Below are 23,031 nucleotides of genomic sequence, written 5' to 3' on the forward strand. Positions count from 1 at the left end.
ACTAAATCTGTTGTGGCTATTGATTCAAATTCAAAGTCTCCATGACTTTTTAGATAGTCTGTTGCGATATTTCCAACATATTCGCTGGTACCTGCTCCTGTAAAGATTACCTTAGCTCCCTTAAGCTTTGATAGAAAATTTTCTATGTCAGCCTTTCTTTCTTCATATAGCCTATATATTTCTAGCCAAGTATCTGCTTGAGCAAATATTTCTGTATAGGTGTTTTTAAAATCTCTTTCTTCTAACTTTGTTTTATCAAGTAACATCATTAATCTCCTTTGCACCCTAAAATTTTCTGGATATGGTAATTACCATTTTATATTACTGTATATGAAATTGGTATTTATGTCAAGAGCCAATGATGATTGACAAGTAATTTATTTTATCTTACAATTATTATAGTAATTTAAGTAAATACTAAGGAGTTTTTATGACAAATGGGGTCATTGCTGTAAGCCACGCTTCTCTTGCAAGCGGAGTCTATTCAGCTATAAAGATGGTCGCTGGCGAATTTAATAATATTAAAATTGAAGAATTTAAGAAAAATCAATCTTATGAAGATTTTGATCAAAGAATTGAAGCAGCTTACCATAGCCTGGCTGATTCTTGTAAAAATATTATAGTTTTTGCCGATATGGCAGGTGGAACTCCCTTTAATAGGGCAGTTTTGACATTAGGCAAATTTCCTAACGTCAAGGTTCTTGCCGGTCTTAACTTTGTAGGATTATATAAGTCACTCGAGCTTGAAACTGAAAATATTGATGATCTTGTAGAAGAAATTATCGAATATTCAAAACAATCTTTAATGGTATTTTAAAAAAATCTAGCCTGTTGGATAAGAATCCTAGGCTAGATTTTTTCTTTTATTCTATTATTTCAGGCTCATCGTAGTCTACTCCAAAGGTATCTACGCTTGCCTTTGCAATTTTTACTTCATCTTTTGGTCTGTCATTTCTATCAGTTTTTGCTTCTGCTATCTTATCTACAACATCCATTCCTTCGATGACCTTACCAAAGGCTGCATAGGCTCCGTCTAGGTGTGGGCTATCCTTATGCATGATGAAAAATTGGCTACCAGCTGAATTTGGCATGAAGCTTCTTGCCATGGAGATTACTCCCCTATCGTGTTTTAGGTCATTTCTAAAACCATTTTGAGAAAATTCTCCTTTTATAGAATATCCTGGGCCTCCCATGCCTGTTCCTTCAGGATCTCCTCCTTGGATCATGAAGTTTTTGATGACCCTGTGAAAGATTAGTCCGTCATAAAAATCGTGATTAATAAGTGAAATAAAGTTTTTAACTGTATTTGGAGCGATTTCTGGGTAAAGCTCTAGCTTTATCTCATCCCCGCTTTCCATTTCAAATGTTACTATTGGATTTGTCATATTTTTCTCCTTAATTTTTAAATGAGTGGACAGGAGCTGGTATGTGGCCGCCTCTTTTAATCATTATATCTGAATTAGAATCACCTACATCCATTATTGGTGCATAGCCTAAGAGGCCACCAAATTCCACCCTGTCACCTACATCTTTACCCGGAACTGGGATTATTCTAACAGCTGTTGTCTTATTATTTATTACCCCAAGTGCTGCCTCATCGGCAATCATTGCCCCGATTGATGTAGCTGATATCTTGCCTGGGATTGCTATCATATCAAGGCCTACAGAGCAGACACAAGTCATGGCTTCAAGCTTGTCAAAGGAAATATAACCCTTGCCAGCAGCTTCTATCATTCCCTCATCTTCACTTACAGGTATGAAGGCTCCTGATAGACCACCTACTCTAGAGCTTGCCATAATTCCACCTTTTTTGACTGCATCGTTTAGCATAGCAAGGGCTGCTATCGTTCCATGGCCTCCTACATGATCTATTCCGATTTCTTCAAGGATTCTTCCTACAGAATCCCCAATTGCAGGCGTTGGGGCAAGAGAAAGGTCTACAATTCCAAAGTTCTTGCCTAGTTTTTCGCAAACATCCTTACAAATCAATTCTCCCATCCTTGTAATCTTGAAGGCGGTTTTCTTGATAATTTCATAAATTTCATTGATTGGTAAATCTTTTTTATCTTCTATGGCTGCCTTTACTACGCCGGGACCAGAAATTCCAACACTTATAACAGTTTCAGCTTCACCTACTCCATGGAAGGCTCCTGCCATAAAGGGATTATCATCCACTGCATTGGCAAAAACAACTAGTTTAGCACATCCGAAGGCATCATCAGTATTTGCTGCTAAGTCCTTTATAGTTTGGCCACAAAGGGCCACAGCATCCATATTTATTCCAGCCTTGGTAGAACCAACATTAATTGACCCGCAAACCAAATCTGTTTGGGCCAAGGCCTTTGGAATAGATTTAATTAATATCTCATCAGCTTTTGTCATCCCCTTTTCTACAAGAGCAGAAAAACCACCGATAAAGTCTACCCCAATGTCCTTGGCAGCCTTATCCAAAACTTTTGCAAAAGGTGTGTAGTCATCAAGATCTGTAGCTGCTCCTATCATAGAAATAGGTGTTACTGATATCCTGTTATTTATGATTGGAACTCCATAGATTTTTGACACTTCCTTTGATATCTTTATGAAGTCCTTGGTCTCTCTGATTAGCTTGTCATAAATCTTGGCACAGGCCTTTTCATAATCTGGATCTATACAGTCAAAAAGGCTTACACCCATGGTTAGGGTCCTAATGTCAAGATTTTCCTCATCAAGCATCTTTATGGTTTCTAAAATATTGGTCTTATCCATATCAAACCCTTGTCATAGCTTCAAATAGCTTTTCATTTTGAATTCTTATATCAAGGCCTGTTTCCTCTGATAAGTCCTCAAAACTCTTTGAAATTTCTTCAAAATCTGCCTTTGCCCCATTCATATCTATATTTAACATAGCTACAAATTTATCTTCCATTATAGTTTGGCTCATATCCAGGATGTTTATATTATATTTGAAGAGAATTTTTGTCACTTCATAAATAATTCCTGGTCTATCCTTACCAATTATTGTCAATATTGCTTTCATACGCTCCTCCATTAGTCTTATTGTACCTATATTTTTGAAAATTAAAAAGCTTTCGAATAAATCGAAAGCTCTTTTTCTATATTAGTCCTGCTAATTGTGGTAAAAACATAGTTACAGCTGGAACATAAGTTACAAGTAATAAACCTAATAAAATTAGTGCATAGTACCTTATCATATATGGCATAACCTTGGCAAGGCTTGTATCCCCAATCTTTATTGCAACAAATAAGGTATTGCCAACTGGTGGAGTAATATTGCCTATACATAGGTTATAAACTATTATAAGTCCAAAGTGAACAGGATGGATACCAAACTCTTGGACAATAGGTAAAAATAAAGGTGTAAAAATTAATATAGCAGGGGTTACATCCATAAAGGTTCCTGATATTAATAAAATCACATTCATTATCAATAAGATAATTATAGGATTATCTGTAATTGATAAGAGGCTTTCACCAATCATTTGTGGGATACCGGTAAAGGCCATTACCCATGATAGGATGTTAGAAACACCTATCAAAAAGACAACTATAGCACTCATCTTAGCTGATTCTACTAGGATATTTATTATCTTTTTAAAGTTAAGATTCTTATAAACTAGGCCAAGTATTAGGGAATAGACTACTGAAATAGCTGAACCTTCTGTAGCTGTAAATACTCCGGCTACTATACCGCCTATTACTACTATAATTAAGCCTAGAGATGGTATGGCTGCTATTGTAGCCCTTCCTAGGTTAGACCAGGAGAATTTTCCTTCAGTGCCCTTATAACCTTTCTTCTTAGCTACAAAGATTGCAATTATTATACAAGCCAAGGTCCATATAAGACCTGGTATATAGCCTGCCAAAAATAGGGCAGCTACTGATGTACCACCTGATACTAAAGAATAGGTGATTAAGGCATTTGATGGCGGAATCAAAAGTCCTGCTGGTGCACTTGCTCCATTTGAAGCTGCAGATAAGGCCTTATCATAACCTAATTTGTCCTCGCCTTCCTTAACCATTGATCCAACAGCTGCTGCAGCTGCTGATGCAGATCCAGAGATTGCTCCAAAAAGAGCATTGGCCCCTATATTTGTAACAAGAAGGGCACCTGGTAATTTACCAAGGATTGCCATTACAAAATCTACTAATCTCTTGGCTATACCTCCCTCATTCATAAAGTTACCTGCTAGGATAAAAAATGGGATGGCTGTAAGGGTAAATGATCCCATGCCCACAAAGGTCCTTTGGGCTGCTGTTAGTACCGCAACATTTAGCGGAACTGTGGCAAGAATTGTAACGATTGATGCTATACCAATTGAAAAGGCAATTGGCACTCCTAATATAAGTAAAGAGGCTAAAACTATTAATATAACTGCTAAAGCTTGTCCACCCATTACTTACCTCCTTCGCTTTCATATTTGCTAACTTCGCTTGCTTCATTGGCAATTCTTTCAGAAATCTCTGAAGCACTTGCTGCCTTAAAGAATTTAACCTTACCAGATAGGATATCCTTAATATTTAAAATACAAAAGATCATATTTATTAGACCTGCTATTGGAAGAGGTATATAAAACAAACCTATTGGCAAACCTAGTGATGAAGTCATTTGGTTTAGGGCAAGCTTTGTAATCCTGATTCCTCCGTAGCTAAGAACTACTAGGGAAAAAATAAAAATAATTACTTCAGAAAATATAGCTGCATATTTTTGTGTTTTGACCGATTTTGTATCGATTAGAACAGGTATATTCATATGGCCTCTTTCACTTACCACAAGGCCTGCTCCAAAAAGAGTTGACCAGGCAAATAAATATCCTACTAGCTCTTCAGACCATGTTGATGGCTTGCCTAGGATATATCTGGTAAATACTTGCCAAACTACAAATAAAAGCATAGCAAGAAGGGTGCCTGCTGATAAGATTTTCATTAAATTATCTAGTGCTTTTCTCATTTAGCTTCCTCCTTAGCTGGGTATTTCTTGTTATATTCTTGAATTTTTTCATAGAATGGTTTTAATTTTTCATTCCTATTTAGAACCTCTTCTGTAAGTGGCGCAACAGCCTCAACAAATGGCTTTTGGTCTGGATAGATAAAGTTTACTCCAAGCTTCTTGGCTCCTTCTTTTGCATTATCCACAGCACTTACCCATTTTTCTCTTTGGACCTTATTTAAAACTTTAAAGCCCTCGTCAAATACCTTCCTGTCTTCCCCAAGAGACTCTAACCATTCATAATTAGCAAGGACAATATCAGGAATCATTTGGTGCATATCATATGAATAATACTTGCACACCTCGCCGTGGCCATTGTCTGTAAGACTCATTTCATTATTTTCAGCCCCATCAATAATTCCTGATTGAAGAGCTGTGTAAACCTCACCAAAGCCCATAGGAGAAGCAGATCCTCCAAGTAGGTTCATCATCCTAACATTAGTAGGTGATTGTTGAACCCTTATCTTTAGACCCTTAAGGTCATCAGGTTTTTCTATAGGTTTATCTTTGGTATAAAATGACCTTGAACCAGCATCAAGCCAGGTAACGGCCTCAAATCCCCCATCTCTTGTAGAGGTGAAGATTGAATCTGTTATAGACTTATCATCCATAACTGCATGGTAGGCCTCGCTTGAAGCAAACAAATATGGTAGGTTAAATATTTCATAAACATCATCAAAAGTTTCAAGTATTGAGTTACTTGCAACAACCATATTTATAGCTCCAGTCTGAGTAAGCTGGACCATGTCAGTTTGGCTACCTAGTAGTTCTGATGGGAAAACTTGGATATCATACTTATCTCCAAGCTCATTTTCCACATATTTTTCAAAGGCTAAGAGTCCAAGGTGAGTCGGATGGTTTTGCGATTGGTTGTGGCCAATTCTTATTATCTTCTTTTCTGGTTTAGAAGAACAAGCAACCATAGTCACTAGGACTAATAGACAGAGTATAAGATTTTTAAATCTTTTAAACATAATTCCTCCTTATAAAATTTTTCTGAAAGCAAAACATAAATAACTTAACAAAAAATATTAAAACAGCCAACAAGATAGGGCTGTTTCAAATTTTCAAGCTTTTATATTTTAATAAAAATCTGTAATCGATTTCACTTTCACTTAATAAAAGTATATTAAAAATTTTTGTTTTTGTCAACAAATAAAAAATGTAGCAAAGACCTATCCATCGTGGATAAATAATGCTACATTTCATTCTTTACTTAATTTTTAGCTTAATACCAGCCATTTCTTTGCCAGAAAGCTTGGGCATTTTCCCATGAACCATATCTTTGGGCTACATAGTTATCTGCTGCAGCTTCTTGCTCTGCTGGGCTTGCTCCATAACGAACTAGTGATGGGTTTAGTTGGTATCTACCATAGTATCCACCTCTTGGGTTGTAAGCTGTGTATGAACCACCTGATTCTCTTTGAGCTATCCATTCCTTAGCCCAGTTTGAAGATCCTTGGTAAGATTCGTTTGAGTTTTGAGCTGGTGCTTGAGCTTGAGTATTTTGTGTAGGAGCTTGATTTGTGCTTGCTTGAGCGTTATTATTAGCATTTGATGCTTGATTTGCGCTTGCGTATGCTTGGTACCTATCTCTAAAGCTCTTTAGAAGGTTGTGATAGATATAGCCTTCCTTGCCATCTACCTTTACTTTTACAAAGCCATTTTCAGCTATGTCAATAGATTCAACCTTTGTACCTGCTTGGATAACTTCGATTACTTCAGAATCTAGGCTAGCTTGGCTTCTAAAATTTGTAGCACTTACAACTTCTGTTTCTTCTAGTAGGTGGAATAGGTCGCTTGATACGAAAGCTTTTTTGCCATCAAATTCAATTTCAAACCAACCATTTTCTTCATTTTTTATTTCATAAACTTTTTGATCATCAATAAGACCGATGATATTATCACCTAGTTTTGCTTCGCTTCTAACATTTACACCATTTGCTGCATTCTTATTAAGTACAGCACTTGCTGCTTCTGCATTTCTTCCTATTAGTCCAAATACAGACGGTATAACTAGGGCTGCCGCTAGGGCGTATTTAGTAAAAATTTTCATTTTATTCTCCTCTTTAGTCTTTCTATATAAAAGTAAATTATTTTCTTTTTTAACCTTGCTAGCATTTTGTAACAATAGTTACAATTTGATAACAAATCTTTTTTACAAGACCTAGTATAACTTTTAATTGTGTGGAAATTATGTAGATTTGCCTAAATATTACAAAATCATTACAAAAATTTCCCATCTTTGATTTTCCATCGTTTTCCTTTGACTTTGTTGAATTACAAATCATTAATTTCATAAATTACCATTATTTTTTGCCTAAATCCTCCTATATTTTCTACACAATTGCTTAATAATTAGTTTTTATTTTGTAACAATTTATAGGCAATATTCACTTAGTCATTTACTAATTCCTATTTGATTTGCCCATATTCTTAATAAGAGTAAAATTTACATAGATATATAAATGAAAGAGAGAAAGTATGAAAACTGTCTACATCCTATGCGGCGGCCCTTCTAGCGAGCATGATATTGCCCTTAGAAGTGCTCTTAATATTGCCAAAAATTTAAATAAAGAAAAATACAATATAAATCTTATATATATAGATAAGGAAGGAAGATTCTCAGCAACTTTTTCTGATTACGACGAGTCTGATGAATTTTCTTTAGTTAAGACAATTGATAAGTCAAGACAAGAATCTATCGCAGAATTCCTTATAGAAGTAAGCAAAAATGACCTAGCATCTACAATTATCCTTCCTGTAGTCCATGGAACCTATGGCGAAGATGGTACTATCCAAGGCTTTTTGGATGCCACTGGTCTAAATTACATCGGTAACGGTCTTTTATCTTCTGCTATTTGCATGGATAAGGTTACAAGCAATGATATATTTGAAAAAAACGGCCTTAAACAAGCCAAATATAAATATGCCTATAAAGAGGATTTCACAGATGAATTTATAGATGAATGTATAGAAGAAATCGGACTTCCCCTAATTGTTAAGCCATCTGCCAATGGTTCTTCTGTTGGTGTTTCTAGAGTTGATAGCAAGGAAGATTTCAAAAAGGCTGGCCTTGAGGCTTTAAAATATGACCGCAAGGTCCTTGTTGAAGAACTAATAGTTGGCCAAGAAATTGAATTTGCTGTCCTAGGTGATGGTTCAAAAATTGATGTGTCACTCCCAGCTGCCTACATCACTGACCACGTATTTTTAGACTACGATGCTAAATACTTTTCAAAATCAACCAGAGAAGAACTCCCTTACCACATGGAAGAAGCTGAATATGACAGAGGTCGTGCCTTTGCCAAAGCCTGCTATAAGGCAGTTGGCTGCGAGGGCTTTGCCAGGGTTGATATCTTCTATACAAAAGATAAGGAATTTTTCATCAACGAAATTAACACCTTCCCAGGATTCACCCCTTCTTCATTTTTCGGAAGAATGGCTGAGAACCTCTACCAAATTTCATTCAGTAAGCTTCTAGATAAGCTAATCGATGATGGTTTTAGGAGGGCTTTATGATTAAAAGAAGTCTTGGCCACATAGCGAAAATGATTGGTGGCGAACTTTTAGATGAAGCTTTTTCAGATATTGAAATCTGTGGAGTTTCAACAGATTCTAGAACCATAGATCCAGGCGAGCTTTACATCCCCCTAGTTGGCGAAGTCTTTGATGGGAGAATTTTCATCAAAGAGTGCGAAGAAAAGGGAGCAGCCGCCTTTATTGTGGATAAGGATTATAAGGTAAATAAAAATGTCACCATCCCTTATATAAGGGTAGAAGATACAAAAAAAGCCCTCCAAGATTTGGCCAAGGCCTACAGGGATGAGCTTAAGTGTAAGGTCGTTGCCATAACAGGCTCAAATGGTAAGACCACAACAAAAGACCTTCTTACAACTATACTTGGCGAGAAATATAAGACCCAAAAGACCAAGGGCAATCTCAACAACGAAATAGGTGTCCCAAAGACAGTCCTATCCCTAGATGATGATTGTGAAATCGCTGTAATAGAGCTAGGTACAGATAATTTCGGAGACATTTCCCTAACAAGTACTATAGTAAGACCAGACATTTCAATCATAACAAATATAGGTGACAGCCACCTTCATAACCTAAAGACTAAGTCAGGTATCCTAAAGGCTAAGCTTGAAATCCTCGAAGGAATGAATGATCAAGGAACCTTCATCTATAATATAGATGACCCAACCATGAAAGAAGAAGTCCCTACTTATGATATTAAAGAAAAAGTCCTATCCTTTGGAACAGATCCTAAGGCAGATTTTAATATCAAATTTGAAGAGTCACCTTCATCAAAATTAAGATTTTCAAATGGGAAAGACCACTACGAAATCCCGCTTATAGGCAAGCACAATGTCTACAATGCAGCAGCAGTAGTCATGATAGCTCAAATCTTTGGCCTAGATAAGGAAACAATTGATAAGGGCCTAATGAAAGCAAAATCAAGCCAAAATAGGTCTGAACTCTTGGAACTAGATGGATTTGATGTCCTAGATGATTCCTATAAATCAAACCCACAAGCTCTCCTTGCAGGCCTTGAAACAGTATATGAATTATTTGGCTACAACCAAAAAATTATATGCCTATCAGATATGCTAGAGCTAGGCGAAGATGAAGCAAAACTCCACTACCAAGTAGGAGAAAAAATTGATCCCAAAAAAATTGACTTTTGCCTATTCTACGGCCCTCTCTCCTACCACATGTATGAGGGTGCCCTTCAAAATTTCAAGCCTAATAAATGCTTCTATTTTGAACACAAGGATGGCTTAGTAGAGAAGTTAAAATCCCTAATAAGACCATGTACTCTTGTTTTTGTAAAGGGCAGCCACGGCATGCATATGGAAGAAGTAATAGACCAGGTAAGAAACTTAAATATATGAAAGAGGAAAAAATGATTTATACAGTAACCCTAAACCCATCTATAGACCTCTATGTAGAGGTAGATAAGCTACACCCAGGCTACAACAACAACATAAAAACAGAAAGAACCCTACCAGGTGGTAAGGCAATAAACGTATCAAGAATCCTATCACAAATTAGAATACCAACCACAGCCACAGGCTTCACTGGCGGCTACCAAGGCCTATTTATCAAAGACTGGCTAAGCAAGGAAGACATCCTAGCAGACTTTGTAGATATAAAAGAAAATAACAGAATCAATATCAAAATTTTTGAAGACTTAGAGGAAACAGTAATAAACTTCCAAGGTCCAACCATCTCATCAGAAGAAGTCGAAGAGCTTCTTTATTACCTAGCCAGAGTAAGAGAAGGCGATACCATAATCTTTGGTGGATCAGTTCCACCAATGGAAAATGGCGAAGATAGCGACATCTACGATAGGATGGTAGAAATAGCTAAGGCCAACGGTGCCTACTTTGTAGCAGACGTACCAAGCCAATACCTTCTAAACATGGTAAAAAGGGGACCTCTCCTTGTAAAACCAAACGGAGAAGACATAGAGGCAATCTTTAATGTCAAAATCGAAGATAAGATGGACTACATCCCTTATGGTAAGGAACTAATCAAAATGGGAGCAAAATATGTAATAATCTCCTACGGTTCAGAAGGATCAATGTTCTTTACAAACGACGGAGTATACGCAGCAGCACCAGTAGAAGATGATAGCGAAATCATAAACACAGTAGCCTGTAGAGATGCCATGATAGGCGGCTTTATAGGAACCATAGTAAGGGATAATGACCCAATCGAATCCTACATGGTAGCAGTAGCAGCAGCATCTGCTACAGCCAGAGTCCTAGACCTCCCAACAAGAGATCAAATAATAGACATCCTCCCACTAGTGGATATTGAAATAATAGAATAAGTGCTAACAATCGTACTTTGCAATAGTCTAGGCCAAATAAAAAAATCTAAGAGTCTAAAAAATTATGAAATCTTAGTAGAAGAAAAAAATATGCAGGATTTTTTCTACGACTATAAGGACAAATTTTCTTCATTAGATACCTATCGGATTTTAGATCCCTACGAGGATATAGAATTAAAAAGAAAAAACCTAGAGGATATAGAAATCTTTGCCCAAAGCATATATGATTTTGCAAAAAACCTAGACCTGAAAGAAGAAAATAAAATCATAGAAAAATATAATCTATCGCAAAGAAAAATAAAAACCTATGGTAAAAAACTTGCCGCTCTTGCAAGGCTTGCTATAGAAAAAAATATGACCCTAGTAGGCCTTGGAGATTAATCCAAGGCTTGCTAGGGTCTTTTGTGATTTAAAAATCTCTTTTTTTATAAAATTTAATAGAAAGTTTGATTGAAACTATAAGAAAAACTATAACTAGGATAAAAAGTCCAATTATAATCATCCTTTGGTTTTCTAATACAAAGTTAAGGATTGGGTTAAAATCTTTTATAAAATATCCTAAAATCATTCCTATTATAGCAATTATAAGTATGGGTAAAAACCAAAAAGTCTTTGCTTTAGTATAGCCAGATTTAAAAAACATCGGATATTGGAAAGAAATAATTATCCCAAATAAAACAAAGTTCATTCCTAAATACATCAGCATATCAAGGTCTAATGGTATATTTTTTATTAGGGAAACTATAGTATAGATTGAAAAGCCAAGTAGACTAGCCACTATAAAAATCAGACCAGCTAAGATATACCTACCTATAACTACCTTTTTGCTATCTATAGAAAAAATCTTATATAAGGCATCAATACCTGAATTTTCTCCTAGCATAAATGGATTAGCTGAAAACATTACAGCAAAAGTCAATGTCATTGATAACATTACTACAGGAGTTTTATTAATAAAGGAATAAAAAAGACTTATACCTAATAGTATGATTAAATTTTTCAAAGTATAATAGGGTTTCATTGAGATTATATCCAGTTTAATTTGCTTCTTTATATTCATCATATCCTCCCATAATAAATCATTATTTGATCAATTGTTGGCACTTCTACCACTAGGTCAGCATCTTCCTTATAATCTTCCCTTAAAACCAGGGCTTCAAAATTAAATTGACTCTTCTTTTGCCCAAAAATTTTAAGACTCTTTATCTTTTCATAATCATCAAGACCACCTTTAATGAGCAAAAATTGTTCATAAAGCTCATCCTTTGTGCCTTCAAAGACGATTTTCCCTTGGTCTATAAAGACTATATAATCAGCAATCCTATCTAGGTCCTGGGTTATGTGAGTAGAAAACAAAACTGTATGGTCAGGATCTTCCATAAAGTCTAAAATCATATCCACAAGCTCATCTCTCATCGCAGGGTCAAGGCCGCTTGTAGGCTCATCTAGGATTAGGATTTTTGCGTCATGTGAAAGGGCGATGGCAAGCATTAATTTTATCTTCATTCCCCTTGATAATTCACAAACTTTTTTCTCCTTTTCTAGGCCAAACTTATCAAGATATCCATAATAGACCTTTGCATCCCAATTCTTATAACCAACATCCATAGCTTGGTCAACTAAATCCAAGGTCCAGTCCTTGCCCAAAAATGAATCGTCCATGACAAGACCCACGTCTTGAAGATAAGACAAATCATTAATTTTTTTACCATCTAGGAAAATTTCCCCATCGTAATTTATAAGAGACAAAAGGGCTTTGATGGTGGTTGTCTTTCCCATCCCGTTTTTGCCTATAAAGCCAGTTACAAGGCCTTTTTTAATGGCAAAGTTATTTGGGCCGAGTTTAAATTTGTCATAAGTTTTGGCAAGATTTTTTGCCAGGATTTTTTCAGTCATTAAAATCTCCTTCATATAAATATGCTAAAAGTTCAAATAAATCATTCTTTTCCATTTCAATATCTTTTGAAATCCTAATAGCAGAAAGTAAAGACTCCTCGAGTTTTTTCTGCTTTTCCTCAAGCCTTAAATTCGGATCTTCCTTGCCAACAAAGGTACCAAGACCCTGGCGGGATTCGATAAAGCCCTCACTCTCAAGTTCATCGTAGGCCTTTTTGACTGTTAAAATCGAAATAGAAAGCTCACGGGCAAGAGCCCTAACAGAAGGCAGTTTGTCTCCTGCTTTTACATTCTCCTTTAAAATCTCATCCCTAATGGCATTTTTTATTTGTTCATAAATAGGAACTGGCGATCCATTTTTAATAATTATTTTCAATTTCTTCCCCTTTCCTCTATAACAGTATATAACAGTTTATAACACTTGTCAATTCTATTTGATATATTAAAAAATTCTAAAAGAAAAAACCGCTATTTCTAGCGGTCTTTCTTTTAAGGCTTAAAAATTCAATGCTCTTATTCGTAGCAATTTTCAAGCTCTGTTAAATATTTAAGGGCCTGATCTCTTAAATTTTCTGCAAGTGCTAGTTGTTTTTCTAGCTTGCCTTTTACTGGTCTTACTGTTTTTGGAGCATTTTCCAATAAATATTTTGCAGATTTTGATATTACTAGATTCCTATGGTAGGCTTTCTTTAGCTCGTAATATTGTTTTCTAACTTTTGCATTCATCTTGCAAGGCTTATCTTTTTTATTTAGTTTTTTGTTTAGATAAGCAAAATTGAAGAAATAATCATCATTTTTACCTGGTTTCTTATTATCTTCTGGTTTTTCGGTTTCTTCTGGATCTTTTGTATCATCTAATTTCTCTAGCATTAAAGTTGACATTGGATCTACTGCTATTTTGCCATCTTTTACTTCTATAGTTTCAAGTCCCTTATGGTTTGCCTTATCAGCTTTGATTAGAACCTTGTATTTGCCATTTGGAAGATTGAATTCTTTTGCAGAATCTTCCCTATTATGTCCGATATATAGGTCCTTGTCTCCTTGGCTTAGGCTGTAGGCTATTAGTCCGTCACTTGCTACTATCTTCTTAACTCTAGCATCGACTTGGTCAAAGCTTGTTGAGTGGAATAGTGGTTCGTTTTTTCTGATTGCTATTACTTCTTTGATGTATTCGATGTTGTCTTTGTATTCTTCTGCTCTTTTCCAATCTAGTTCGTTGACTTCTGCAGGAGCATTGTAGGAGTTTTCATTTCCTCCCTTTGTTCTTGCAAATTCTTGACCAGCGTGGATAAATGGTCTGCCTTGTGAGAGTAGAGGAATTACTGTTGCTAGTCTTTGTCTCTTTAGGGTTGTCGCATCATCTTCGTTTGGATGAAGTTCTTTTATCTTATCAAAGACTGTCTTATTGTCGTGAGCTTCTGTGTATTGGATGAGTTGTTGAGGATTGTCGTAATTTTTGCCATTAATTTGTCTAACTGTCTTTATTGATGAGAATAGCTTTTCTTCTACTCCTTTTTCACCATTTACAAAGCCAGTAGCATTTCCATTAAAGGCTGAGCCCTTGACTCCATCTCTTAGGTCGTCATTGAAGGTTCCTACATGTGGCATCTTGTCTGAGTTTACTTGGGTTGCCCTTAAGCCTTCTGGAAGATTTCCCATATTCCATCCTTCTCCCAGGATTACTACGTCAGGGTTTATTTCCTTTAGTTCTTTTACAAGGGTATTCATTGTGTGATAGTCAAGTATTCCCATTAGGTCAAATCTAAAGCCATCTAGCTTATAGGTCTTGGCCCAATATTTTACAGAATCAACGATGAATTTACTCATCATCTTTCTTTCAGATGCTGTTTCGTTTCCTACACCTGTACCATTGTGTGGATTTCCATTTTCATCAAATCTAAAATAGTAACCTGGCACTATCTTATTAAAGCTGTGTTCTCCTAGAGAAAATACATGGTTGTATACTACATCCATGATAACACCCATGTTCTTTTGGTGGACGGCATCTACTGCCTTTTGGAGTTCTTCTATTCTAGCATATGGGTTAGATGGATTTGTTGAATAGGCTCCTTCAGGTGTGTCGTAGTTTACTGGATCGTAGCCCCAGTTGTATTTATCCATTGGATTTTTCTCATTTACAGAATTCTTGCTATAGTCATAGATTGGTAGAAGCTGGATATGGCTTACTCCTAAATCTGCTATATAGTCTAGTCCTGTCTTAAATCCATTTGGTGTTTTTGTTCCTGTTTCGGTTAGACCTAAGAATTGACCCCTATGTTTTATTCCTGAATATTCTTGGTTTGATAGGTCTCTTACGTGAAGTTCGTAGATTATTGGGTTTTTGACATATTTATTTGCTGGTCTTTCAACCATTGACACTTGTGGGTTTACTACTACACCTTTTTCACCATTAATGGTTGTTGATTTTGCATATGGGTCTACTACCCTATTTACAGAACCATCTTTGAAGTGGATATCATACATGTAGACTGTCTTATCTTGGTCACCTGCAAGTGTGTATGAATATACTCCCCTATCTTCTTTTTCCATCTTGATTTTCGCTTCTCCGTCAGCTCCAAAGATTACTAGGTCTACGCCACTTGCTGTTGGAGTCCAAAGCTTAAATGTTGTTTGATTTTTAGAATATATAGCACCAAGGTCACCATCATAAGCGTAAGCTTCGTCAAATTTCTTATCAGCTACTATATTGGCTAGAACTGCCTTCGCATTTAACTTAGTATTTTTTGCAGTGTCTAGGTAGAAAATAAATTCGTAGTCCTTGTCTAGTTCTAGGTCTTTTTTGAATTTAATATTTATCTTATTACTTATATTGTTTGAATCTTTTGAGCTTATTGCTTCTATATCATCCTTGCTTAGGCCAGAATTTGTTATAAAATCATAACCATGATCAAGCATTTCCTTGATATTTATAGCCTTATTTAGGCTTATATTTATTTCTCTATAACTATCTACACTTGCCTTTTCTACCCTAACATCTTCATCTACTAGGGTCTTGTCATAAAATACTCTTTGAGCATCTTGCATTACATAAACTTCTGCCTTGCCAGCATCATCAAATCTCTTGATTTCTCTGACATCTCCATCCTGATATACGACTTTGCCTTCATTATCAAGTTTAACTAGGGTAAATAAGAGTTTGTTTATCTCTGATCCTTGGCTAGTAATATTTCCTGTGTAATATTTGCCATCCTTAGCTAGCTTTTGGATTTTTGGATTTGCTTCATCTTTGTTATTCCAATATTTGATTGCCCAAACATCATCAGTTGACATATCATATCTTCTGTAAGATAGCTTTGCTTCTAGCTTATCATAAGACTTTGCATCGCCGTAAGGATTGTCATAATATATTGTTGGGTCCTTAGATTTTAGCCAAATTTCTGTTCCTTGACTTATATCTATAAACCTATCGTCACCAATATCCTTATTCCAGTCCTTATCCTTTACTAAAAATCCTAGGGAGTTCTTGTCGGTTTTTATGTCAATTTCTGCATATTTGCCATTTTCATCTTCGCCTGTAAATGGATAGTCCTTGCCTTCGCCATCTTTTGGCCATAGCCATAGGCTCCAGCCACCATCCTTCTTATCGAAATGAACTGTTACGCTAATTGTTCTTTCAGCTTGTTTTTTATCGTCTTTTTCTTCTTTTGGCTTTTCTTCTTTCTTATCTTCTACTTGGTGTTTGACGAAAGCTTCACCATAAGAATCTGTGATAGGAAGAACCCTCTTTCCATCTTTATCGTCTGATGGTTCCCTTTTTGACCAATCGGATTTTCTTACGATATAATTTACTTCTTTTAGGACCTTGTCGATGGTGATTTCTGCGTATCTTCCCTTATCATCCTTCTTGTCAAAGGCATGGGCTGCTCCATCTACTCCATCAGCCCATAGCCATACATCCCAGCCACTAGGATCTTCTCTATCATAATAGATTTTGACCGTAGTGGAAGCCTGACTTTCGCTTGCTTGGGTATAAGTGTTTGAATAAGGTCCCAAGCCTAGTAATAATACCAAACTAATTATAAAAGTTTTCATAAACTTCCTAAATTTATTTGTCATAATACCTCCTTTTTGAAAACGTTTATAAGAATATTATAAGACATAATTTTTGATTGTCAAAAAACAATTTAATATAATTTGATAAAGTCTATTGAAACTTGTATATCAAGCCTTTCTTTAATTTTAAAGTTGGAAAATATTTTTGACCATAGGAAAACCGCTATTTCTAGCGGTTATCCTTACTTATCTTCTTTTATTAATTTTCTTAGAGCCTCTATACCAAGCCTTATAGCTAGGTCTGTGTCGTGGACTACTGGATTGGCTAGGCCCTTTCTTTCTCTTTCCTGGTTGGCTACTACCAAGAAGCATGACCCTACTCTTACTTTTAGGAAGCTTCCTACTGTAAAGAGGGCTGCTGATTCCATTTCGCTGGCTAGGGTTCCTAGTCTTTTCCAGGCTTCCCACTTGTTTTTGAGATCGTAGGAGACTGGCATGAGGTCTGCTTCGTGCTGGCCGTAGAAGGAATCCTTGCACTGGACTACTCCCACATGGCTTGTTAGGCCCATTTTATTGGCGCTTTCCTTAAGAGTTGATGTTATTTCAAAATCTGCTACTGCTGGAAATTCTATTGGGGCATATTCCTTGCTGGTGCCTTCAGCCCTAATTGCTGCCTGTCCTATGACTAGGTCTCCACTTTTGACATCTAGGTCTATGCCTCCGCATGTGCCTACTCTAATAAAGGTATGAGCCCCGATTTTGCTTAGCTCTTCTAGGGCTATGGCTGCTGATGGACCACCTATTCCTGTGGATGTGACTGAGACCTTGACCCCATCTAGGTAGCCGGTGTAGGTTATATATTCACGATTGTTGCCTACTTTGACTGGATTATCGAAGTATTGGGCGATTTTTTCGCTTCTTTTAGGATCTCCTGGCAGGATTACATAGCTTCCTACATCGCCTTCCTTTAGTCCTATGTGATATTGTCTGCCATCTTCTGTATATTTCATATGACCTCCTTAATTAAATCAGCAATCGATTCCACCCTATACATGCAGACCTCATTTACATAAGGATTTGTCACATAAGATAGGGTGTATGATCTTTTAGTCGCTTTTAAAAATACTATGTCATTGTAATCATCGCCTATGGCATAGACTTCATCTTGGTATTTATAATAGTCCTTTATTATATCTATACCCTTCTGCTTATCAATTCCTCTATTTACTACATCCACTACCCCGATTGAATAATGAAAATCAAAGATATTTTCCAAATGATTTTCTACTTGTTCTGTATAAATAGCTAGGGCCATGATATCCTTATCTACATCTTCTAAATCATAAAGCTTCCTATCTTCGGTAAAGATTGTAATTTCATAATCTTTTGCGTATAGGTCAATAAATTTTTGGGCAGCTGGCTTTTTTATTACAGATTTAAAAATCTCTTTGTAGGTGTCATTGACTCTTACTAGGATATGGCCACCGTTATTAGCTATAATATAGTCAGGAGTTATTTTTCCTTCAATAAGAGGAGAAAGATTGTGGTAGGACCTGCCTGTTACAAGGCCAAAAAGATTTCCAGCATTTTGGAAATCTCTTATGGCTTTTATATCGTTTTTACTTATGGACTCGTCTATTAAGATTGTCCCATCAAAATCAGATGCTATTAGCTTCATCATCTTCTATCTTTATATATTCTATATTATTTTTCTCTAAAAGCTCTACCGCATAGTCATCCACACGATAGGCATTTCTGTAATAAATTTTCTTTATGCCTGCCTGGATTAGTGACTTGGTGCAATTTAGGCAAGGAAAATGGGTCACATAGCAAATACAATTATTTACAGCTATGCCTTCCTTGGCACAATACAAAAGGGCGTTCATCTCAGCGTGGATTGTGGCTATGCAGTGGCCATCTCTCATAGTGTGGCCTATTTCATCGCAGTGGCTATTTCCCTTAATTGACCCATTATAGCCTGTGGAAACTATCCTATTTTCGCTATTTACTATAACACAACCCACATAGGCCCTATCACAGGTTCCTCGCATAGCTACAGTTTCTGCCAACCTCATAAAATATTCATTCCATGTTAATCTATCTTTTGCCATTATTCACTCCTAAAATTTAAGTCTTATCTTAAATAGGATATCAAATAACTTGTAAGATATCAAGAGGGAAAGGCCGTAGGCTATGATATTTATGAAGATATTTGTGCCATCAGAGCTTAATATGCCTGCAGTTATCATAAAAAGTAATGAGGTGAGGCTTAGGATGCCAGACCACTTGCAAATATTTGAAATCACCTTATTTTTGACCATGTAACCTGATCTTTCTGCAGATGACTTTCCTATTAGAAAATAGGAGGCTACCCCTATTATTAAGGCTACAACTAAACCTGCCCACACGGATGATGTCTTTTCAAAGTTAACATTGGTTAAGGATAGAAAGACTTGACCGGCTGGACTTATAGTCTTTTTAAAGGCATAAAAGCTATCATTTGCCCTAGTTGCAAGGCCTTCACTAAATACTGCCATAAAGGAGAATACTATAAACTTAAACCATTCTATAAAGCCTATGGCAATTACTGAAAGTCCCACATGACCTAAGAAGTTGCCTGCTAATAGGCCTAGGGAAACGCCAACTAAACTCGTAGATATAAGAGATAGGATTGATTTTAAAATGAAAGTCCCAAATCCTTCAAAGCTAGCAATTTCAGAAAAGACCGAGCTTTTAACAAGTCCGCAAACTATGGCAGAATTTATGGCAAATAGGCCAAGGCCAAAGACTAGGCAAATGCCTATCTTCATGATAAATTCCTTTTTCTTTGACCAAGGCATCATCCTTGTAAAGTCGTAATAGTTGAGGGATTCTTCTATTGATGTCAGTGCCATGGCTAGGATGAAAATAAAAGCTATAGTAAGGCTCATAGTAATTGTTAGATTATCTACAGCCTGGAATTTATTATCCTTATATGCTTCTACGATATTTACAAAATCATCGTAGGCATAATACTTATCAAGGATCCCATTTTTGTCCATCTTTTCATATTCATCTTCACTTAACTTCCTATCCATGTCTCTAGAAAGCTTGTATTTTTCAGCAAATTCTTCAGCAAGTTTTTTGCTATCTTCTAGATATTTTTCATCAATTTTTCCATCGTCCCGATGTTCATTTTCCTTTCCCATGTATCTTTCAATTTGTATAAGGCTAGAATGGAGTCGTCTTTTATTCCAATCTATATTTTGTTTTACTCCAACGACATTTGAAAGAGTTAGGAAAAATCCTAAAAGGATAAGCCAAATAGCATATCTTTTCCAGGATATTTTTAATAGTTTCTTAAAATCTCTCATATTTTCCCTCCTGCTTCCATGTAGAAGTAATCTTCTATATTCAGACCTAGAATGTCGTATTGGACAATCTGATCATCTGATAGGTACTCGCTTAAGAGCTTATCATCAGCCTTGATCAAAATTACCTTGACCCTGCCAAGGGATGAGATTATCACGGCATTGTCTGCCAAGGTCTGAGGGAGTTTGTCCTTAACTACTACTTGAACCTTTCTGATATTTTTAGTGTCTTGGCTTGTGTTTTTAAGCTTACCATCCTTTGATAGGTAGAGGATTTCTTCACATATTCCAGCCAAATAATCTAGCTCGTGGCTTGAGGCAAGAACTGTCTTGCCAGCTTCCTTGGCATCTAATAAATAGGAAAGAATTAGCTTTTTATTTAGGACATCCATCCCATCAAGGACCTCATCGACAAGGATTATATCAGCCCCACTTGCCAAAATTGTAATTAGCCCAAGGAGATTTTTCTGACCCTTGGAGAAATTCCTAATAGTTTGGTTAGGATCAATTTCATTTTTATTAAGCTGGCAAAAGAAATAGTCGCTATCAAATTTTTCATAAATTATCTTATAAAAATCTGGCACATCCTTTGCCTTATAAAAAGAAAAGTAGTCAAACCTATCTGGCAAAAATCCTATGTGATAAATTAGTTTTGGATCATCTGCAAGTTCTTTCCCATCTAGGCTGAATTTCCCAGAGTCTGCCCTATAAATCCCGCAGAGGATTTTAAGAAGGGTGGTCTTGCCTGACCCATTTCTGCCTACTATGCCTGTGATAGTACCTGGCTTTAGGTCAAAGCTTACATCTTCTAAGACCTTGTTTTTGCCAAAGGTCTTTGTGATATTAGAAACCTTAAACATCATCTATCTCACCTCTAACTTTCTCATAAAGGGATATAATCTCTTCCTTAGTCACCTGCAAAAAAATCGCCTGGGATATATCTTCTTCTAGTTTTCTAAAAAAGTCTTCCTTTTCTAGATTAATCTTCTTATCATCTAACTTGATAATTGTGCCTATGCCCGGCTTACTTTCAATAATCCCCTGACTAGCTAGCTCCTTAAATGCCTTGGAAACTGTGGTCTGATTGATCAAAAGCTCTTTTGATAAGTCTCTTACTGACGGGAACTTATCGCCATTTCTAAAGATGCCACTTGCAATGGCTATCTTTGTTTGATCAACTATTTGCATATAAAGAGGACTGTCAGAGCTTGTATCTAGCTTAAACATCTTAACTCCTTATTGTTTGGTTATCCACCATACATCATATAATAATTATATAAGCTTTCTTAATTTTTGTCAAGAAGAAAAGCCCTAAGACTAGCTTAGGACTTACATCAAAGGAGCAAATGGCTTTAGGAGTGCACCTGCTAACCTTGTTCTTAATTTTATATTTTCAATATCTTCTTCTGTGACAAGTTGACTAACTTCAAAAAATTCATCAAAATCTTCTTTTATTGTCTCAAGGGACTTAGATTTATAAATCAGGACTCCGCACTCAAAGTTTTGGAAAAGAGCCCTGTAGTCAAGGTTGATTGTCCCAACCATGCCAATTTTTCCATCGGCAAGCCAAGTTTTGGAGTGGACAAAACCTGGGGTGTATTCATAAATTTTTACCCCGCACTTTATAAGTTCCGCATAATGAGTCTTAGCTAGGCTAAAGGCAATCTTTTTATCAGGTATGTGAGGTATGCAAATTCTCACATCTACACCCTTTTTTGCTGCTGCTTGAAGGCCTGATACTACTTCATTATCTACGATAAAATAAGGTGTCATGGCATAAATATAATCTCTGGCATTATTAACCATATCTAGGAAAATATTTTGGCTAAGCCTCTCATCATCGGTAGGATTGTCAGAAAAGGCCACATAATATCCATCGTGGCTTTCGATTGGCTTAGCCACTAGGTATTGATTATAATCTTCAACTACTCTTTCAGGATTTGCTGCATTCCACATGGTCAAAAACAAATTGGTAAGGGCATCTACTCCCTGGCCTTCAAGTCTAAGACCGCAGTCCTTCCAATGGCCGAACCTTTCATACTTGTTTATATATTCATCAGCAAGGTTGATTCCTCCAGTATAGGCCCACTTTCCATCAACAACCATAACTTTCCTGTGGTCCCTGTTATTTAGGTAGGTTGAGACAATTGGATACATCTTGGAAAAGACCCTGAATTTGATACCAAAGTCTTCCATCTCGCTTTCAAAATCACTGTGCAGCCTGGTAATAAGATTTGACCCATCTATAAGAAGTCTTACCTCAACCCCTTGATTGACCTTTTTGACCAGTTCTTCAAGGATAGTTCCCCACATATAGCCATAATCTAGGATGAAAAACTCCATAAAGATAAATTTCTCGGCCTTCCTTATATCCTTGATCATATCCTTAAACATGTCATCGCCAAGCTTATAATAAAAAGACCTGGTTTGATTGTAAACTGGAAAACCTCCTGTATTTTTAAGATAGGATGTAAGGTTAATAAACCTCTTATCTTCAGTATTTTCGATGGCTTCCTTTGTCATGGCCTTGTGGTGATTTTTGCTTGCATCTGCCTCAATTTCTAAGACCCTCCTATGTATTTTTCTATAGCCAATCCTAAAGTGAGCCATCAAAAAAGCAACCAAGGCAAAAGTAGGGGCCACAAAGATAAAAAGCGACCAGGATAGCTTCATGTAAGGATTCATATCATCTAGATTTAGGATAAGGATCATCATCACAAAGCTAATTACAGAAGAACCTCCCAATAACCAGTATTCATCAATAGCAAAGTGCCTATAAAGTCCATAAATTATAAAAATCTGACTGATAATCAAGAAGGCAAAAAGACCAGTTCTTGAGAATATAAGGCTGCCTATCCCCTTTTTAGTCTTCCTGACATATTTATTCTCTTTTACTTTTTTAAGCAATAATTTTTTCTTCTCGTTCATATGGTCATTATACC

The 23,031-nt window shown here is 36.3% G+C and carries 23 protein-coding genes and 1 pseudogene; 5 read left to right on the forward strand and 19 right to left on the reverse strand.

Annotation, left to right across the window (positions count from 1 at the left end):
* Positions 1 to 266, reverse strand: a pseudogene (agaS, locus tag NH286_RS05445) (tagatose-6-phosphate ketose isomerase); the annotation flags it as partial.
* Positions 267 to 430: 164 nt separating this feature from the next.
* Between agaS and NH286_RS05450 the strand changes: the two are divergent.
* Positions 431 to 817: a PTS sugar transporter subunit IIA gene (locus NH286_RS05450; RefSeq protein WP_265237462.1), complete on the forward strand. Its 387-nt coding sequence runs from the start codon at positions 431 to 433 to the stop codon at positions 815 to 817.
* A 46-nt stretch (positions 818 to 863) separates the two neighbouring features.
* Here the strand turns inward: NH286_RS05450 and NH286_RS05455 are convergent, their stop codons facing one another.
* From NH286_RS05455 to NH286_RS05485, 7 genes are all read right to left on the reverse strand, one after another.
* On the reverse strand, positions 864 to 1,385 hold the full coding sequence (locus NH286_RS05455) for a peptidylprolyl isomerase (RefSeq protein WP_265237465.1): 522 nt from the start codon (positions 1,383 to 1,385) through the stop codon (positions 864 to 866).
* A gap of 10 nt (positions 1,386 to 1,395) precedes the next feature.
* Positions 1,396 to 2,745, reverse strand: a complete 1,350-nt coding sequence (locus NH286_RS05460; RefSeq protein ID WP_106461801.1) for a PFL family protein — start codon at positions 2,743 to 2,745, stop codon at positions 1,396 to 1,398.
* Position 2,746: 1 nt separating this feature from the next.
* Positions 2,747 to 3,016 carry an ACT domain-containing protein gene (locus NH286_RS05465; protein WP_265212542.1) on the reverse strand — a complete coding sequence of 90 codons (270 nt, stop codon included), beginning with the start codon at positions 3,014 to 3,016 and terminating at the stop codon, positions 2,747 to 2,749.
* Positions 3,017 to 3,092: 76 nt separating this feature from the next.
* Complete coding sequence (locus NH286_RS05470; RefSeq protein WP_265237467.1) at positions 3,093 to 4,394, reverse strand: TRAP transporter large permease; 1,302 nt, start codon at positions 4,392 to 4,394, stop codon at positions 3,093 to 3,095.
* A complete protein-coding gene (locus NH286_RS05475) occupies positions 4,394 to 4,948 on the reverse strand; it encodes a TRAP transporter small permease (RefSeq protein ID WP_106461798.1) in 555 nt (184 codons plus the stop codon). Before NH286_RS05475 ends, NH286_RS05470 begins: the two co-directional genes overlap by 1 nt.
* A complete protein-coding gene (locus tag NH286_RS05480) occupies positions 4,945 to 5,961 on the reverse strand; it encodes a TRAP transporter substrate-binding protein (protein WP_106461797.1) in 1,017 nt (338 codons plus the stop codon). Before NH286_RS05480 ends, NH286_RS05475 begins: the two co-directional genes overlap by 4 nt.
* A gap of 254 nt (positions 5,962 to 6,215) precedes the next feature.
* Positions 6,216 to 7,043, reverse strand: a complete 828-nt coding sequence (locus NH286_RS05485; protein ID WP_265237471.1) for an SH3 domain-containing protein — start codon at positions 7,041 to 7,043, stop codon at positions 6,216 to 6,218.
* A gap of 428 nt (positions 7,044 to 7,471) precedes the next feature.
* Between NH286_RS05485 and NH286_RS05490 the strand changes: the two genes are divergently transcribed.
* From NH286_RS05490 to NH286_RS05505, 4 genes are read left to right on the forward strand one after another with little or no spacing between them, the layout of a single operon-like run.
* Positions 7,472 to 8,509, forward strand: a complete 1,038-nt coding sequence (locus tag NH286_RS05490; protein ID WP_265237473.1) for a D-alanine--D-alanine ligase family protein — start codon at positions 7,472 to 7,474, stop codon at positions 8,507 to 8,509.
* Positions 8,506 to 9,885, forward strand: a complete 1,380-nt coding sequence (locus NH286_RS05495) for a UDP-N-acetylmuramoyl-tripeptide--D-alanyl-D-alanine ligase (protein WP_265237475.1) — start codon at positions 8,506 to 8,508, stop codon at positions 9,883 to 9,885. Before NH286_RS05490 ends, NH286_RS05495 begins: the two co-directional genes overlap by 4 nt.
* Positions 9,886 to 9,896: 11 nt before the next feature.
* Positions 9,897 to 10,829 carry a 1-phosphofructokinase family hexose kinase gene (locus NH286_RS05500; protein WP_265237477.1) on the forward strand — a complete coding sequence of 311 codons (933 nt, stop codon included), beginning with the start codon at positions 9,897 to 9,899 and terminating at the stop codon, positions 10,827 to 10,829.
* On the forward strand, positions 10,830 to 11,210 hold the full coding sequence (locus NH286_RS05505; protein WP_265237479.1) for a hypothetical protein: 381 nt from the start codon (positions 10,830 to 10,832) through the stop codon (positions 11,208 to 11,210).
* A 28-nt stretch (positions 11,211 to 11,238) separates the two neighbouring features.
* On the opposite strand, the gene NH286_RS05510 is transcribed toward NH286_RS05505, so the two are convergent.
* The 11 genes from NH286_RS05510 to cls all read right to left on the reverse strand — a co-directional run bounded on the left by NH286_RS05510 (position 11,239) and on the right by cls (position 23,017).
* Entirely contained in the window at positions 11,239 to 11,889 is a 651-nt protein-coding gene (locus tag NH286_RS05510) for an ABC-2 transporter permease (protein WP_265237481.1), read from the reverse strand.
* The gene (locus NH286_RS05515) at positions 11,889 to 12,725 is read right to left on the reverse strand and encodes an ABC transporter ATP-binding protein (RefSeq protein ID WP_265237483.1); all 837 of its coding nucleotides are present in this window, start codon (positions 12,723 to 12,725) and stop codon (positions 11,889 to 11,891) included. Before NH286_RS05515 ends, NH286_RS05510 begins: the two co-directional genes overlap by 1 nt.
* The gene (locus NH286_RS05520; protein ID WP_265237485.1) at positions 12,718 to 13,101 is read right to left on the reverse strand and encodes a GntR family transcriptional regulator; all 384 of its coding nucleotides are present in this window, start codon (positions 13,099 to 13,101) and stop codon (positions 12,718 to 12,720) included. Before NH286_RS05520 ends, NH286_RS05515 begins: the two co-directional genes overlap by 8 nt.
* 137 nt (positions 13,102 to 13,238) lie before the next feature.
* On the reverse strand, positions 13,239 to 16,802 hold the full coding sequence (gene pulA, locus NH286_RS05525) for a type I pullulanase (protein WP_265237488.1): 3,564 nt from the start codon (positions 16,800 to 16,802) through the stop codon (positions 13,239 to 13,241).
* A gap of 179 nt (positions 16,803 to 16,981) precedes the next feature.
* On the reverse strand, positions 16,982 to 17,749 hold the full coding sequence (udp, locus tag NH286_RS05530) for a uridine phosphorylase (protein ID WP_265237490.1): 768 nt from the start codon (positions 17,747 to 17,749) through the stop codon (positions 16,982 to 16,984).
* Positions 17,746 to 18,420 (reverse strand): HAD family hydrolase, encoded by a 675-nt coding sequence (locus NH286_RS05535; RefSeq protein ID WP_265237492.1) that lies wholly within the window; start codon positions 18,418 to 18,420, stop codon positions 17,746 to 17,748. The genes udp and NH286_RS05535 overlap by 4 nt, the downstream gene beginning before the upstream one ends.
* On the reverse strand, positions 18,398 to 18,850 hold the full coding sequence (locus NH286_RS05540) for a deoxycytidylate deaminase (RefSeq protein ID WP_265237494.1): 453 nt from the start codon (positions 18,848 to 18,850) through the stop codon (positions 18,398 to 18,400). Before NH286_RS05540 ends, NH286_RS05535 begins: the two co-directional genes overlap by 23 nt.
* A gap of 9 nt (positions 18,851 to 18,859) precedes the next feature.
* Positions 18,860 to 20,092: a hypothetical protein gene (locus NH286_RS05545; RefSeq protein WP_265237496.1), complete on the reverse strand. Its 1,233-nt coding sequence runs from the start codon at positions 20,090 to 20,092 to the stop codon at positions 18,860 to 18,862.
* Positions 20,089 to 20,952: an ABC transporter ATP-binding protein gene (locus NH286_RS05550; RefSeq protein WP_265237498.1), complete on the reverse strand. Its 864-nt coding sequence runs from the start codon at positions 20,950 to 20,952 to the stop codon at positions 20,089 to 20,091. Before NH286_RS05550 ends, NH286_RS05545 begins: the two co-directional genes overlap by 4 nt.
* Positions 20,942 to 21,316: a GntR family transcriptional regulator gene (locus NH286_RS05555; RefSeq protein ID WP_106461784.1), complete on the reverse strand. Its 375-nt coding sequence runs from the start codon at positions 21,314 to 21,316 to the stop codon at positions 20,942 to 20,944. Before NH286_RS05555 ends, NH286_RS05550 begins: the two co-directional genes overlap by 11 nt.
* Before the next feature lie 102 nt (positions 21,317 to 21,418).
* Positions 21,419 to 23,017, reverse strand: coding sequence for a cardiolipin synthase (gene cls, locus NH286_RS05560; protein ID WP_106461782.1), 1,599 nt, complete (start codon positions 23,015 to 23,017; stop codon positions 21,419 to 21,421).
* Positions 23,018 to 23,031 lie beyond the last annotated feature (14 nt).

The organism is Anaerococcus sp. NML200574 (assembly GCF_026131665.1).
In the GTDB taxonomy this organism is placed as follows: Bacteria; Bacillota; Clostridia; order Tissierellales; family Peptoniphilaceae; genus Anaerococcus; species Anaerococcus kampingae.

What these genes read in the sequence shown, in the direction of transcription:
- NH286_RS05450 (WP_265237462.1), top strand. Translation starts at nt 431, where the DNA reads ATGACAAATGGGGTCATTGCTGTAAGCCACGCTTCTCTTGCAAGCGGA.
- NH286_RS05455 (WP_265237465.1), bottom strand. Translation starts at nt 1,385, where the DNA reads ATGACAAATCCAATAGTAACATTTGAAATGGAAAGCGGGGATGAGATA.
- NH286_RS05460 (WP_106461801.1), bottom strand. Translation starts at nt 2,745, where the DNA reads ATGGATAAGACCAATATTTTAGAAACCATAAAGATGCTTGATGAGGAA.
- NH286_RS05465 (WP_265212542.1), bottom strand. Translation starts at nt 3,016, where the DNA reads ATGAAAGCAATATTGACAATAATTGGTAAGGATAGACCAGGAATTATT.
- NH286_RS05470 (WP_265237467.1), bottom strand. Translation starts at nt 4,394, where the DNA reads ATGGGTGGACAAGCTTTAGCAGTTATATTAATAGTTTTAGCCTCTTTA.
- NH286_RS05475 (WP_106461798.1), bottom strand. Translation starts at nt 4,948, where the DNA reads ATGAGAAAAGCACTAGATAATTTAATGAAAATCTTATCAGCAGGCACC.
- NH286_RS05480 (WP_106461797.1), bottom strand. Translation starts at nt 5,961, where the DNA reads ATGTTTAAAAGATTTAAAAATCTTATACTCTGTCTATTAGTCCTAGTG.
- NH286_RS05485 (WP_265237471.1), bottom strand. Translation starts at nt 7,043, where the DNA reads ATGAAAATTTTTACTAAATACGCCCTAGCGGCAGCCCTAGTTATACCG.
- NH286_RS05490 (WP_265237473.1), top strand. Translation starts at nt 7,472, where the DNA reads ATGAAAACTGTCTACATCCTATGCGGCGGCCCTTCTAGCGAGCATGAT.
- NH286_RS05495 (WP_265237475.1), top strand. Translation starts at nt 8,506, where the DNA reads ATGATTAAAAGAAGTCTTGGCCACATAGCGAAAATGATTGGTGGCGAA.
- NH286_RS05500 (WP_265237477.1), top strand. Translation starts at nt 9,897, where the DNA reads ATGATTTATACAGTAACCCTAAACCCATCTATAGACCTCTATGTAGAG.
- NH286_RS05510 (WP_265237481.1), bottom strand. Translation starts at nt 11,889, where the DNA reads ATGAATATAAAGAAGCAAATTAAACTGGATATAATCTCAATGAAACCC.
- NH286_RS05515 (WP_265237483.1), bottom strand. Translation starts at nt 12,725, where the DNA reads ATGACTGAAAAAATCCTGGCAAAAAATCTTGCCAAAACTTATGACAAA.
- pulA (WP_265237488.1), bottom strand. Translation starts at nt 16,802, where the DNA reads ATGACAAATAAATTTAGGAAGTTTATGAAAACTTTTATAATTAGTTTG.
- udp (WP_265237490.1), bottom strand. Translation starts at nt 17,749, where the DNA reads ATGAAATATACAGAAGATGGCAGACAATATCACATAGGACTAAAGGAA.
- NH286_RS05535 (WP_265237492.1), bottom strand. Translation starts at nt 18,420, where the DNA reads ATGATGAAGCTAATAGCATCTGATTTTGATGGGACAATCTTAATAGAC.
- NH286_RS05540 (WP_265237494.1), bottom strand. Translation starts at nt 18,850, where the DNA reads ATGGCAAAAGATAGATTAACATGGAATGAATATTTTATGAGGTTGGCA.
- NH286_RS05545 (WP_265237496.1), bottom strand. Translation starts at nt 20,092, where the DNA reads ATGAGAGATTTTAAGAAACTATTAAAAATATCCTGGAAAAGATATGCT.
- NH286_RS05550 (WP_265237498.1), bottom strand. Translation starts at nt 20,952, where the DNA reads ATGATGTTTAAGGTTTCTAATATCACAAAGACCTTTGGCAAAAACAAG.
- NH286_RS05555 (WP_106461784.1), bottom strand. Translation starts at nt 21,316, where the DNA reads ATGTTTAAGCTAGATACAAGCTCTGACAGTCCTCTTTATATGCAAATA.
- cls (WP_106461782.1), bottom strand. Translation starts at nt 23,017, where the DNA reads ATGAACGAGAAGAAAAAATTATTGCTTAAAAAAGTAAAAGAGAATAAA.